Annotated in this window: 14 protein-coding genes; 11 read left to right on the forward strand and 3 right to left on the reverse strand. The window is 45.6% G+C overall.

Translation table 11 applies throughout. The features are described from left to right. Positions 1-91: 91 nt before the first annotated feature. Positions 92-2,122, reverse strand: coding sequence for a urocanate hydratase (locus C4K46_RS08525; protein ID WP_209628519.1), 2,031 nt, complete (start codon positions 2,120-2,122; stop codon positions 92-94). A gap of 207 nt (positions 2,123-2,329) precedes the next feature. On the opposite strand from C4K46_RS08525, the gene hutI reads away from it, so the two are divergent. The 9 genes from hutI to C4K46_RS08570 all read left to right on the forward strand — a co-directional run bounded on the left by hutI (position 2,330) and on the right by C4K46_RS08570 (position 7,677). Continuing rightward, positions 2,330-3,598: an imidazolonepropionase gene (gene hutI / locus C4K46_RS08530; protein WP_209628521.1), complete on the forward strand. Its 1,269-nt coding sequence runs from the start codon at positions 2,330-2,332 to the stop codon at positions 3,596-3,598. A gap of 214 nt (positions 3,599-3,812) precedes the next feature. Beyond that, on the forward strand, positions 3,813-4,103 hold the full coding sequence (gene rpsF / locus C4K46_RS08535; protein WP_209628523.1) for a 30S ribosomal protein S6: 291 nt from the start codon (positions 3,813-3,815) through the stop codon (positions 4,101-4,103). An 11-nt stretch (positions 4,104-4,114) separates the two neighbouring features. Next, entirely contained in the window at positions 4,115-4,606 is a 492-nt protein-coding gene (locus C4K46_RS08540; protein WP_209628525.1) for a single-stranded DNA-binding protein, read from the forward strand. Positions 4,607-4,636: 30 nt separating this feature from the next. Then, a complete protein-coding gene (gene rpsR / locus C4K46_RS08545; RefSeq protein ID WP_002939250.1) occupies positions 4,637-4,876 on the forward strand; it encodes a 30S ribosomal protein S18 in 240 nt (79 codons plus the stop codon). A 110-nt stretch (positions 4,877-4,986) separates the two neighbouring features. Beyond that, the gene (locus tag C4K46_RS08550) at positions 4,987-5,406 is read left to right on the forward strand and encodes a hypothetical protein (protein WP_209628527.1); all 420 of its coding nucleotides are present in this window, start codon (positions 4,987-4,989) and stop codon (positions 5,404-5,406) included. Then, on the forward strand, positions 5,406-5,663 hold the full coding sequence (locus C4K46_RS08555; RefSeq protein ID WP_209628529.1) for a hypothetical protein: 258 nt from the start codon (positions 5,406-5,408) through the stop codon (positions 5,661-5,663). The genes C4K46_RS08550 and C4K46_RS08555 overlap by 1 nt, the downstream gene beginning before the upstream one ends. A gap of 51 nt (positions 5,664-5,714) precedes the next feature. Continuing rightward, positions 5,715-6,146, forward strand: a complete 432-nt coding sequence (locus tag C4K46_RS08560) for a hypothetical protein (protein WP_209628531.1) — start codon at positions 5,715-5,717, stop codon at positions 6,144-6,146. Next, positions 6,146-7,435, forward strand: coding sequence for a hypothetical protein (locus C4K46_RS08565; protein ID WP_209628533.1), 1,290 nt, complete (start codon positions 6,146-6,148; stop codon positions 7,433-7,435). The genes C4K46_RS08560 and C4K46_RS08565 overlap by 1 nt, the downstream gene beginning before the upstream one ends. Continuing rightward, positions 7,417-7,677 (forward strand): hypothetical protein, encoded by a 261-nt coding sequence (locus tag C4K46_RS08570; protein ID WP_209628535.1) that lies wholly within the window; start codon positions 7,417-7,419, stop codon positions 7,675-7,677. The genes C4K46_RS08565 and C4K46_RS08570 overlap by 19 nt, the downstream gene beginning before the upstream one ends. A gap of 173 nt (positions 7,678-7,850) precedes the next feature. Here the strand turns inward: C4K46_RS08570 and C4K46_RS08575 are convergent, their stop codons facing one another. Further along, entirely contained in the window at positions 7,851-8,525 is a 675-nt protein-coding gene (locus tag C4K46_RS08575; protein ID WP_209628537.1) for a DUF1129 domain-containing protein, read from the reverse strand. Between the two features lie 15 nt (positions 8,526-8,540). After that, a complete protein-coding gene (locus C4K46_RS08580) occupies positions 8,541-9,485 on the reverse strand; it encodes a magnesium transporter CorA family protein (RefSeq protein ID WP_209628539.1) in 945 nt (314 codons plus the stop codon). Positions 9,486-9,665: 180 nt separating this feature from the next. Here C4K46_RS08580 and uvrA point away from each other — a divergent pair, with 180 nt between their 5' ends. Both uvrA and C4K46_RS08590 read left to right on the forward strand, forming a co-directional pair. Continuing rightward, complete coding sequence (uvrA, locus tag C4K46_RS08585) at positions 9,666-12,494, forward strand: excinuclease ABC subunit UvrA (RefSeq protein WP_209628541.1); 2,829 nt, start codon at positions 9,666-9,668, stop codon at positions 12,492-12,494. After that, positions 12,487-13,554, forward strand: coding sequence for a M24 family metallopeptidase (locus C4K46_RS08590; protein WP_209628543.1), 1,068 nt, complete (start codon positions 12,487-12,489; stop codon positions 13,552-13,554). Before uvrA ends, C4K46_RS08590 begins: the two co-directional genes overlap by 8 nt. The last annotated feature ends 87 nt before the right edge of the window (positions 13,555-13,641 follow it).

Genomic DNA, 13,641 nt, shown 5'->3' on the forward strand with positions numbered 1-13,641 from the left:
ACTGACAGGCTAAGTAGTTTTTTTACTTGTCGATTCCTAGCATCAGCTTTTAAGCTCATTTGACAGAAGAGCCGGCAAGTTTTTTATCAATTTAGTCAAAGAGTTTAGCGACAGCTTCCTTGATTTGATCTTCATCGGTCAGGTAAGGAATGGTGATGTGGTCGCTGCCTTGGTTCATGCGGTTGTACTCGATAGCTGTTTCGATAGCATGTTCGTTGCGGGCCCAGTTTCTCCGAGCTACACCGCCCATGGTGTCCCAAGCGATAGCAGACTTGATAATTTCATCCACCCGCTTGCTACCGTCAAGGACCAGACCAAAGCCACCATTGATAGACTTACCGATACCAGTACCACCACCATTATGGAGGGCTACTAAGCTCATCCCCCTTGCGGCATTACCAGCATAACATTGGACCGCCATATCGCAGGTTACATTTGAGCCGTCCTTGATATTGGAAGTTTCCCGGAATGGAGAGTCGGTACCAGATACATCATGGTGGTCACGTCCCAGCATGACTGGTCCAATCTTACCTTGACGAATCATCTCGTTGAACTTGAGGGCGATGTTTACCCGACCCATGCAGTCTTGGTAGAGAATCCGACATTCGGTTCCCACGACCAGCTTGTTCTTTTCAGCGTCGCGAATCCAGTTGTAGTTGTCCCGGTCTTGGTAACGACGATTAGGGTCAATCACGTCCATGGCTGCCTTGTCGGTTGCAACCAAGTCCTCATGCTTACCGCTCAAGCAGCACCAGCGGAATGGTCCATAACCGTAGTCAAAGAGCATAGGTCCCATGATGTCCTCGACATAAGAAGGCCAGATAAAGCCGTCCTTGTCATCGACCCCATTCTTAGAAATTTCCTTGACCCCAGTATCATAGATGGCCTTCATAAAGGCATTACCATAGTCGAAGAAGTAGGTGCCTTTTTCAGTGAGGGCCTTGACTACGCGGAAGTGTCTTTGCAAGGTTTCATCAACCAGCTTGACAAAGGTTGCCTTGTCTTCAGCCAAGAGGCGGGTCCGCTCAGCAAAGCTGATACCGACTGGGCAGTAGCCTCCATCGTAGACATTGTGGCAGGAAGTTTGGTCAGACAAGAGGTCCACATGGATATTGTGAGCATCTACATATTCCAGCAAATCAACGATATTACCATGGAAGGCAATAGAGGTTGACTCATTTTTGCTAAGGGCATCTTGGGCCAGTTGCAGGGCTTCTTCAGGACTTTGAGCCACTTGCTTAATCCAGCCTTGAGAATGGCGGGTTTCGATACGGGACTCATCCACTTCGGCGATGATAGAGACCGCCTTGGCAATGTCTGCCGCCTTACCTTGAGCTCCACTCATTCCTCCCAGACCAGAAGAAATGAAGAATTTACCCCGCAAATCGCCGTCATCGGCCACACCTAGTTTGAGCCGGCCAGCATTTAAGAGGGTATTGAAGGTACCATGGACAATCCCTTGAGGACCGATATACATCCAGCCACCAGCAGTCATTTGACCATAGTTGGTAACCCCCATTTCCTCAGCGATTTCCCAGTCTTCCATATTGTCGTATTCACCGATTAAGAGACCATTGGTGATGATAACCCGAGGAGCTTCTGGTTTAGATTTGAAGAGACCTAGAGGGTGGCCAGACTCAACGACCAAGGTTTGGTCTTCGGTCATCACTTCCAAGTATTTCTTGATGAGTTGGTACTGCATCCAGTTGGAGCAGACTTGACCAGTTTCCCCATAGGTGACCAATTCATAAGGGTAAAGGGCGATTTCAAAGGATAGGTTATTGTCAATCATGACCTGCATAGCCTTGGCCGCTGTACATTTTCCTTTATACTCATCAATTGGTTTTCCGTAGATTCTTTCTTTTGGCCGCCAACGATAGCCATAAATCCGACCACGAGTTTTTAATTCTTCCAAAAATTCAGGAATCACTTCTTGGTGGAATTGCTTAGGAACATAGCGCAGAGCATTTTTTAGGGCAATTTCAGTCTGGGCTTGACTCAGACGAAAACCCCGGTCAGGAGCTCGGCGAATACCTTCTTGAAAGACCGTTTTTTCTGGTAGCACATCGTCTAACTTAACGGTCATTGCAGCTGCAATTTCATTTTCGCTATAATATGACATATAAGGTTCCTCCTATCTGAAATGAAATAAAGCTTCAAAATTGTTTCCGTTCTCATTTTATGAAATGGCCGTCCATAAAGAGTCAAGAAAAGGGAAAAATGCTAAAAAAAGAAGGAGGCATTTTTTAGAAGGGACTTTTGACCATAATTTGACGGTTTTTGACTAAGATAAGGGAAGAAAATAAAATGATTGTGAGGATATGCTTCTATGGTCGCTGATTTATTATTGGTTCATTTTAATCAAGTCTTTTGTCCCAAGGACCCAGGCCATCCCTTGTTTGGTCAAGAAATGAAGGAAGCTCAAGTCCTGGAGGACGGCTACATCGCTGTCAAAGACGGCAAGATTTTGACGGTCGGAAGTGGCGAGCCTGATCCAAGCCTGATTGGACCAGAGACCCAAGTCCGCTCCTATGAGGGCAAGATTGCTAGCCCTGGCTTTGTCGACTGTCACACCCACCTGGTTTATGGTGGTAGCCGGGAGCATGAGTTTGCTAAAAAGCTGGCTGGTGTTTCTTATCTGGATATTCTGGCCCAAGGAGGAGGAATACTCAGTACCGTTAGGGCAACCAGGGAGGCCTCCTTTGAAAACCTCTATAGCAAGTCTAAAAAACTCCTGGACTATATGCTCCTACATGGGGTGACGACCGTCGAGGCCAAGAGTGGTTACGGTCTGGACTGGGAGACAGAAAAACGGCAATTAGATGTTGTGGCTGCTCTCGATAAAGATCACCAGCTAGACCTAGTTTCCACCTTTATGGCTGCCCATGCCACCCCACCAGAGTACAAGGGTCGCAATCAGGACTATCTAGATTTGATTGTCGAGGAAATGTTGCCTAAGGTTAAGGAAGAAAAGCTAGCAGAATTCTGTGACATCTTCTGCGAACAGGGAGTCTTTAGCCCAGAGGAATCTCGCTACCTACTCAGCAAGGCCAAGGAACTAGGCTTTAAACTGCGGATTCATGCTGATGAGATTGTCTCCCTAGGTGGGGTAGATGTAGCGGCTGAGCTGGGAGCAACCAGTGCCGAGCACCTGATGATGGCGACCGATTCAGGGATTGCCAAGATGGCTCAAGCCCAGGTGATTGGAAATCTCCTACCTGCTACTACCTTTAGCCTGATGGAGGATACCTATGCTCCAGCCCGCAAGATGATTGAGTCTGGTATGGCCATTACCCTGGCCACCGACAGCAATCCAGGGAGCTGTCCGACAGCCAATCTCCAATTTGTCATGCAGTTGGGCTGCTTTATGATGGGTCTGACCCCGGTAGAGGTCCTCAATGCAGTCACCATCAATGCAGCCTATTCAGTCGATCGTGCCGATAAAATCGGTAGCTTTGACCCAGGCAAGGTCGCTGACATCACCATTTTAGACGCTAAAAATATCGACTATCCCCTCTACTTCTTTGCAACCAACCTGACCCACCAGGTCTATAAGGCAGGAAAATTGGTCGTAGACCAAGGAAGAATCCTGGCTTAGTCTCAGCGAATAACCAGCCCCTGAAAGATGGAGCTGGTTTTTAGTAGGTCTAGTCCCCAGGCTTGCCTTCCATGATTCCAACTTTGCAAGAGAAAGTTTTTCTGCTTTTTCTTGCTATTTTTCTTGGAATCTTGTATAATATATGTTTGTGAGCAAACCTCACTTACTCGTGGCAAGAGACCACGAGTCATTAGACCAAAAGGAGGAAAAATCAATGGCTAAATACGAAATTCTTTATATTATTCGTCCAAACATTGAGGAAGAAACAAAAACTGCTTTGGTAACACGTTTTGACTCTATCTTGACTGACAACGGTGCAACTATCGTTGAATCAAAAGACTGGGAAAAACGCCGTCTTGCCTACGAAATCCAAGATTTCCGTGAAGGACTTTACCGTATCGTTACCCTTGAAGCAGCTGACGATGCAGCTCTTAAAGAGTTTGACCGTCTTTCTAAAATCAATGCTGACATTCTTCGTCACATGATCGTCAAAATTGACGCATAAGAAGGTATACTATGATTAATAATGTTGTACTTGTAGGTCGGATGACCCGGGATGCCGAATTGCGCTATACCCCGCAAAATCAAGCGGTAGCAACCTTTACTCTGGCTGTTAACCGCAATTTCAAAAATCAGAATGGCGAACGCGAGGCTGATTTTATCAACGTGGTTATGTGGCGCCAGCAGGCAGAAAACCTAGCCAACTGGGCTAAAAAAGGTGCCTTGATTGGGATTACAGGCCGGATTCAAACCCGTAACTACGAGAATCAGCAAGGTCAGCGAGTCTATGTGACCGAAGTGGTGGCGGACAATTTCCAAATGTTGGAAAGTCGCTCCAGCCGTGAGGGTCAGTCTGGCGCTTACAATCCAGGTGGATTTTCAGGCAACGGCAACTCAGGCTTTGGTCAGTCAGAATCGTCTAATCAAGTACCAAACTTTTCTCGTGATGAGAGTCCTTTTGGTAATACCAATCCCATGGACATCTCAGATGACGACCTACCATTCTAATGGACCAATAAAAATATAAGGAGAATAAACATGGCTCAACAACGTCGTGGCGGATTTAAACGCCGTAAAAAAGTTGATTATATCGCAGCAAATAAGATTGAATACGTTGATTACAAAGATACAGAATTGCTTAGCCGTTTTATTTCAGAACGTGGGAAAATCCTTCCTCGTCGTGTAACTGGAACTTCAGCTAAGAACCAACGTAAAGTAACAACAGCTATCAAACGCGCTCGCGTAATGGCTTTGCTGCCTTTCGTAAACGAAGACTAAAAAAGAGACCGCGAGGTCTCTTTTTGGTGTTATAAATTGTCAGAAAAATCAGACTTTTATGTCGTTTATCCCCGCAAAAATGATATAATGATAGAAAAGGAGTTGGTCAGATGAAATCTAAAAAAATTTGGTTGATTATAGTTCCCCTTGTTTTAATAGCCCTTATCATAGGAGGATTGCTTATGTGGCAGAATAAAGTCAAAGAAGATAAAGAGCAAGCTTTAAAGCGCAATCGTAAGTATGAGGTCAGCCTTGTCAAAGCGCTGAAAAATTCCTATGCAGGGATTGAGGAAATAAGAATAACAAAACCGAACTATACTTATCCGCCGGGTTCATGGTCTTGTGATGTGGAGATGTTATTTACAGACAACAAAAAAATAAAATATAGAATAGGACATAGTCTAGATGAAAAACAAAACTATAATGGTTCAAAAACATATGAACAAGATGATTTTTTAAGTAGTCGAAAGGGTAAGACTACTAATAGTATAGCTATTCATTATTCAGATAAGAAAAAAGGAGCACAGTGATGACTTATATCTATACAGATAAACAATTAAATCATCTTAATCGCTACAAGAATGTTTACAGTGTTGATCCAGATTATGCGAAACGAAACGGTTATGAAATAGTAACAGAAAATCCAAATAGAAACCACTCATCTCAAGACATGAAAGAAACAAATATTGTTACTTCTGGAAATCAAAAATTTGAGGTTATAGCAACGAAAAATGACAAAAACACAGGTTTTCAAGGCTTAGCAGTCGCGCCCTTGTTGCTCTTCTAGTGTGATTTTGGTTCAAAATCATAGTATAATAGCAAAAAAGGAGTTAGTCAGATGAAATCTAAGAAAATTTGGTTGATTATCGTTCCCCTTGTTTTAATAGCCCTTATCATAGGAGGGTTTGTTATGTGGCAGAATAAAGTCAAAGAAGATGAAAAACAAGCTTTAAAGCGTAATCGTAAATACGAAGTCAGCCTTGTCAAAGCGCTGAAAAATTCCTATTCGGGGATTGAGGAGATAAGAATAAGTTACCCAGTATATTCTTCAAAACCATCAGATAGTTGGGGAGCAGACGTAAAAATTATATTTTCTAATAATGAAAGTGTACAACATGAAATGGCTTATGATTTAAAAAGCAAGGAAATTAGAATAGGTGTTTATAATGAACAAGATGAAAAAGTTGAAGCTTTCCTGAATGCCAGAAAAGGAGTTACTACAAAATATGTGGTAGTTATTTATTCAAGCGGTAAAAAAGGAGAACAATAATGACTTATGTTTACACAGACAAGCAACTAAACGAGCTAAATCAAAAAGAAAATGTATATAGTGTGAACCCTAATTTTGCAACAAGAAAAGAAAATAGAACAAGTATTGTTGTAGCGAAGCCTGACAGTAAATTAAAGAAAGGCGAAACCAACACCTTAACGATTGACGGCCAAGATTTTCGTGTCGTCGCTACCAAAACAGACAAGGCAACAGGTTTTGATGGACTAGCAGTCGCGCCCATTGTTAATGGTAAGCCTGACTATAAGAGTGTGGCAGTCATTGCTGCGGGGACAGACCCCGATAGCAAAGAAAATGCTGCTCTCTCAACTCCTTGGGGGACAGTATCGCGAGACTTTTGGACGGCTATGACATCAGGGATGACCAATGGCTCTGTTCAATACGCACCAGCCGATGCCTTTGTCCAGGAGCTTATGGAGAATAAAAAGTATAGGGTTGTCCAGCTGAGTGGCTATTCCCAAGGAGCTTTCATGCTGAAAGTGGGAGCAAAGTACCATATTCCAACAACTACCTTTAACTCTTGGTTTGCTTATAATAGTTTAAATGCGGAGGAGAGAGCCTTTGTTAAAAAGCACCCAGAACTCTTTATTGATTACCGTAAGACAAATGATGATGTGGTGCTCTATAATGATTTGAATCGCCCAGAGCTAACAATGGGAGTGACAGGTATTCCTAGTCTTGGTTATGGGACGATTTATTGGGTTGAAGGCAAGAGTCACAAGGTAGAAGATTGGAAATTTGATAAAAAAACCGGTCAGGTCCTTGATAAAAAAGGCGGTCAGGTCTTAGCGACAGGCGTCTTTAAGCCTTATGCTTATACACTCAAGGAAATGGAAGCCTATAAGGACTTAAAAAAGAAGTGGGCGTCAAAAGGTATCAGTCAATCGGAACAAATCTTTCTAGATGCGGCGCAAGGTGGTATTTTAAGTTCAAATATGGTCAGTACAGCACGGCTTGGAGCAACTGAGATGGCCAGTCTAGCTGATAAGTATAATCAGGAAGTTGAGGCGATTTGGTCGAAGATTGATTTTAGCTCCTATCAGGAGTTCTCAGCTGAGGAGGTTGAGGCGCTATTTGCAGCCCAAGGAGTGACTTACGATAAGATTGTTTCAGATTTTCAGACTTATAGCAAGACTGCTACCACTAAGATGGAAGATTTAGCAAGCTCTTTTGAGACCCTAGATGGTCAGGTTCAGGCAGGAATTGAAGAGCTAATGTCAACCGATAAGAAATTAGCAGGAGAATTTAAAGAATGGAAAAAAGACTTGTAACGAAAGAAGCCATCAAAGCCAAGGAGAGAGGCTTATTTGAATTTGAAGAGGATTGTCGTTGGCAAGAGAAGGATTTTTTAAACCAAGCTGAAGAATTGCAGGCTCGTCGAAGTCTATTAAAAAGAGTGCTAGCAGACGAAAGAGATAAAATTATTGATTTAATCAGTCACTTCTCAACAGACTACTATTCCGCTTCTTATGATGAACTAGTAGAACCACTCGATCAACAGTTTGTTAAATAGAGCAAGCCTTATTAGGAGAGAAAGAGGAATTGCCCGACCTCTCTTTAACAGCTAGTCTCTGGCTAGTAGGCTTCTGTCTGCTTGTGGTTTTGGTCTTTATCTATCGACAATTTTCAAAAATTCGCTTTTTAGAATAATAAAAAGAAGCTCCGAGGCTTCTTTTTTGCTTATTCTTACCGTCTTGGTGCGGACTGCATGGTGCTCTTGATATTGTACTTTTTCTTGAGATAGAAATGCAGGGCCAGCGCGATTAGACCGATGATAAGTACGACTAGGTTTGGTAGGCGGAGGTTGAGGACTGGTGGTAGGAACATGGTCAGGCTAAAGGAGGCCGCCCAAAGGAGGGTTGCTGCTCCGATAACCAGGAAGGACTTAAGCAGGGGCGGACGCTTGCTGCTTTTTTGGTCTGCTCCATAGAAGCGATAGACATAGTGGTACATGGCATAGAAGGCCAGGCCCCCGGTCAGGCTGGCAACAATGAGAGTAGTCAAACCATAGACCGCAGGAGCATTGGAGGAAAAGCCAGTCGCCCCGTTGATAGCCGCAAAAAATCCTAGGACGAAGAGAGAGGCATCTGCCCACATAACCAGGGGCTTGTCATTTTCCTTGGGGTGTTTGGCTGCTTCTTCCTGGCTCTTGGTCAGATTGCTGGCCCAGCTGCTAGGTGCTCCATAAAGGCTACGGGCGGTGATTCCCTTGGGTTGGTTTTCCAAGATTTCGGGAATGATGTCTTCCAAAAGGGCCTTGACCTCCTCGTCGGTCTTACCGTCCTTGATGAGTTGGTGGGTGGCGATGCGGATAAATTCTTGATTTTTCTTACTTAATTGATCTAAAGAAAGGTGTGACATAGCTGCTCCTTGGGTTTAAAACCATTTTTTGTGAATGAGATAGATGATGAGCGATAGGCTCATGGCAAAGGCGATAAAGATAATCAACCAGAAGGCATGAGGCTCGCCATTGAGGGGCAAGTCATTATTTTTAAAGTTCATACCATAGGCCGAGAAAATCATGGTCGGAATGGACATGACAATAGTTACCAGGGCCAGGGTTTTCATGATGTTGTTCTGGTTGTTGGAAATGATTGAGGCGAAGGTATCGGTCATGCCCCGCAGGACGTTGCCGTAAATGTCGGCCATCTCGATAGCCTGCTGGGTTTCAATTAGGGTATCTTCTAGCAGGTCCTCATCTTCCAAGTATTTCTTGATATTACTGGTTGAGCTGGTTAGTTTTTTAATCACACGCTCATTAGTCTTGAGCGAAGCCTTGAAGTAGACAATGGTCTTTTCCAACTCCATGAGTTCAATCAATTCTTCGTTACGGGTCGCTTGGTGCAGGCGGATTTCAATCTGCTCACTCTTGCGGTCAATCGAGCGAAGCGCGGTCAGATAGAGCTCGGCATTGCGATAGAGGATTTGAAAGATAAAGCGTGATTTCATAAAGGTATAGAAATTACGTAGCCGCCGGTTGATGAAGGTATCTAGCAGAGGCAGCTTTTCCAGACAGGTGGTAATAATGGCGTCCTCAGTCAGGATAATCCCCAAGGGAATGGTGACATAGTAAATCTTGTTATTTCTCTCCTCGGTGATGGGCACGTCCACGATGATGAGGGTGTATTCGTCCTCAATGGTCACCCGCGACATCTCCTCGGCATCGAGCGGGGCCCGCAAATCGCTGATGTCGATATTGTAGGCATTGGCGATTTCTAAGGATTCACTCTGGGAGGGGTTGACGAGATTGATCCAGGTACCCGACTCGAGATTCTCAATTTCTTTAAATTCTGTCGTAGTAGATAGAAATACCTGCTTCATGCTTTCCTCCTTCTGAGTAGTAATTTTGCTTAAACTAGGGCGGGTCTGGCTACTGCCAAGACTCGGCTTCTAGCTTTTTAGGCACTTACCCATTATACTATAAAATTCTAAGTTTTTGGGCAAAAGAATGCAGAAATTTTTGTTATAATGGAAAGAAGTATATAGATAAAGTGTGGTAGTATGCAAGATAAAATCGTTATTCATGGGGCTAGAGCCCATAATTTAAAAAATATTGATGTCACTATTCCCCGCGACAAGCTGGTAGTAGTGACGGGCCTATCTGGCTCGGGCAAGTCCAGCCTAGCCTTTGACACCCTCTATGCCGAAGGGCAACGGCGCTATGTGGAGAGCCTATCCGCCTATGCTCGGCAATTTTTAGGAAATATGGAAAAGCCGGATGTGGACTCTATTGACGGGCTCAGTCCAGCCATTTCCATTGACCAAAAGACGACCAGTAAAAATCCCCGCTCAACAGTGGGGACGGCCACAGAAATCAATGACTACCTGAGGCTCCTCTATGCTCGAGTCGGGACGCCCTACTGTATCAATGGCCACGGGGCGATTACGGCCTCTTCTGTCGAGCAAATCGTGGACAAGGTCTTAGAGTTGCCAGAGCGCCAACGTTTGCAGATACTCGCCCCCATTGTGCGCAAGAAAAAAGGCCAGCACAAGACCATTTTTGAGAAGATTCAAAAGGACGGTTATGTCCGAGTCCGAGTGGATGGGGACATCCATGATGTCAGCGAGGTGCCGGAGCTCTCCAAGAGCAAGAAGCATGATATTGAGGTGGTTGTGGACCGAATCATTATCAAGGAGGGGGTCAGGAGCCGGCTCTTTGACTCTATTGAGGCTGCCCTAAGGCTGGCTGAAGGTTATGTGGTCATTGATACCATGGACGACAAGGAACTGCTCTTTTCAGAACACTATGCCTGCCCGGTCTGTGGTTTCACAGTGCCTGAACTAGAGCCCCGCCTCTTCTCCTTCAATGCTCCCTTTGGTTCTTGTCCAGACTGTGACGGCCTGGGAATCAAGCTGGAGGTGGACCTGGACCTAGTGGTGCCAGATGCCAGCAAGACCTTAAGAGAAGGAGCCCTAGCTCCCTGGAATCCTATCTCTTCCAACTACTATCCGCAGATGCTAGAGCAGGCCATGCAGGAGTTTGGCCTGGATATGGACCAGCCTTTTGAGGATTTGAGCCCAGAAGAAAAAGATTTGATTTTCTTTGGCTCGCAAGGGCGAGAGTTCCATTTTCACTATGAAAATGAATTTGGCGGGGTCAGAGATATTGATATTCCCTTTGAGGGGGTCGCAAGCAACATCAACCGTCGCTTCCATGAGACCAATAGTGACTTTACGCGGACGCAAATGCGCTCTTATATGAATGAGCTGACCTGTGCTTCCTGTCATGGCTACCGTCTCAATCCCCAAGCCTTGTCTGTTCGAGTAGGGGGAGAAGGCGGCCTACATATCGGCCAGCTATCTGATCTGTCTATTGCTGATCACTTGAGTCAGATTGACCAGCTCAGTCTGTCTGCCAATGAAAGTCAAATTGCCCGTCCCATCATCAAGGAAATCAGAGACCGCTTGACCTTTCTCAATAATGTCGGCCTCAACTACCTGACCCTGTCACGTTCAGCCGGGACCTTGTCAGGCGGGGAGAGCCAGCGGATTCGCCTAGCGACCCAGATTGGATCCAACCTTTCCGGGGTCCTCTATATTCTGGATGAGCCCTCGATTGGGCTCCACCAGCGGGACAATGACCGCCTGATTGCCAGCCTTAAGAAGATGCGAGATTTGGGTAATACCTTGATAGTGGTGGAGCACGATGAGGACACCATGCGCGAGGCTGACTGGCTGATTGATGTCGGGCCCGGCGCTGGGGTCTTTGGCGGCGAAATTGTCGCTAGTGGCACCCCCAAGCAGGTTGCTAAAAATAGAAAGTCCATCACCGGCCAGTATCTAGCTGGTAAGCGCAAGATTGAAGTTCCCCTAGAACGCCGCTTGGGTAATGGGCGTTTTATCGAGATTAAGGGGGCCAGTGAGCACAATCTAAAAGATCTGACCGTCCGCTTTCCCCTAGGCAAGTTCCTTGCTGTGACCGGGGTTTCCGGCTCGGGCAAGTCTACTTTGGTCAACTCCATTTTGAAAAAAGCCCTGGCCCAAAAACTCAATCGCAACAGTGACAAGCCAGGTAAGTACAAGAGCATTTCAGGGATTGAGCATGTGGACCGTCTGATTGATATTGACCAGAGTCCGATTGGTCGGACCCCTCGCTCCAATCCTGCCACCTATACCGGGGTCTTTGATGATATAAGAGACCTCTTTGCCAAGACCAATGAGGCCAAGATTCGCGGTTACAAAAAAGGGCGCTTTAGCTTTAATGTCAAGGGAGGCCGTTGTGAGGCCTGCTCGGGTGACGGAATTATCAAGATTGAGATGCACTTCCTACCCGATGTTTATGTGGCCTGCGAGGTCTGTCATGGCACCCGCTATAATAGCGAAACCCTAGAGGTCCACTATAAGGAAAAAAATATTTCTCAGGTCCTGGATATGACGGTCAATGATGCAGTGGACTTCTTCCAGCATATTCCCAAAATCCAGCGCAAACTCCAAACCATCAAGGATGTTGGTCTGGGCTATGTGACCCTAGGCCAGCCAGCCACGACCCTCTCAGGAGGAGAGGCCCAGCGGATGAAGCTAGCTAGTGAGCTCCATAAGCGCTCGACTGGTAAAAGTTTCTATATTTTAGATGAACCAACGACGGGCCTTCATAGCGAGGATATTGCCAAGCTCCTCAAGGTTTTGGAACGTTTTGTTGATGATGGTAATACTGTCCTAGTCATCGAGCACAATCTCGATGTTATCAAGACTGCCGACCATATCATTGACTTGGGGCCAGAAGGGGGAGTTGGCGGAGGAACCATTATCGCCACTGGGAGCCCAGAAGAAGTAGCCGCCAATCCAGCCAGCTATACTGGCCACTATTTGAAAGGAAAATTAGATGAATAAACGCCTAGAAAAATTTTTAAGTAAGCTAACCGCAGCCCAGTTAGACGGAGTTTTGATTAACAATCTAAAAAATGTCTATTATTTGACCGGTTTTTGGGGTTCAAATGCTACCGTCTTTATCAGCCACAAGCGCCTCATCCTCTTTACCGATGCCCGCTATCAGGTCCACGCCCATGAGACGGTCAAGGACTTTGAAATTATTATCACCCGAGATGAGCTAGGCGAAGCAGCCAAAATCATCAAGGAAGAACAGCTCCAAAAAATTGGTTTTGAAAGTGAGATTTCCTTTGCCTACTATAAACGCCTCAGCCAGGCCTTTGCTGGGGCAGAGTTGACTCCTTTGACCAACTTTGTCGAGGAACTTCGCTGGATTAAGGATGAAGAAGAAGTAGCGACCATTAAGCAGGCTTGCCAGATTTCCGACCAGGCCTTCCTGGATGTTCTAGACTTTATCAAGCCAGGTAAGACAGAGCTTGAGATTGCGACTTTCCTGGACTTTCGGATGCGGGAGCTAGGAGCTTCTGGAGTCTCCTTTGACATCATTGCAGCCAGTGGAGATAGGACCTCCATGCCCCATGCTGTCCCTAGTCAAAAGCAGCTTGAGCTTGGAGATACCCTGACCCTCGATTTTGGCTGTCTTTACCAGCACTATGTCAGCGATATGACTCGGACGGTCTATATCGGTAGTGTCAATGACCAGCAAGAGGAAATTTACCAGACAGTCCTTAAGGCCAATCAGGCCTTGATTGAGGCGGCGCGTGCAGGTCTTTCCTTCCGTGACTTTGACAAAATTCCGCGCGACATCATCGAGGCAGCAGGCTATGGTCCCTACTTTAGTCATGGAATTGGTCATGGAATCGGTCTTGACATTCATGAGGAGCCTTACTTTAGCCAGACTTCTAAGGAAGTTATCCAGGCTGGTATGGTCCTGACGGATGAGCCAGGTATCTATATTGAGGGACAAAATTCAGGCGTCCGCATTGAGGACGACCTCCTCATCACAGAGACCGGCTGCCAAGTCCTGACCCTGGCCCCCAAAGAATTGATTGTTGTTAAATAAAATAGGGGGGGACAATCACTCCCAGACGAAAAAAAGCTTGAAATCAACCTTGATTTCAAGCCTTTTCTTATGCTCGCAGACGAGAGA

The organism is Streptococcus oricebi (genome assembly GCF_017883985.1).
Lineage (GTDB): Bacteria > Bacillota > Bacilli > Lactobacillales > Streptococcaceae > Streptococcus > Streptococcus oricebi.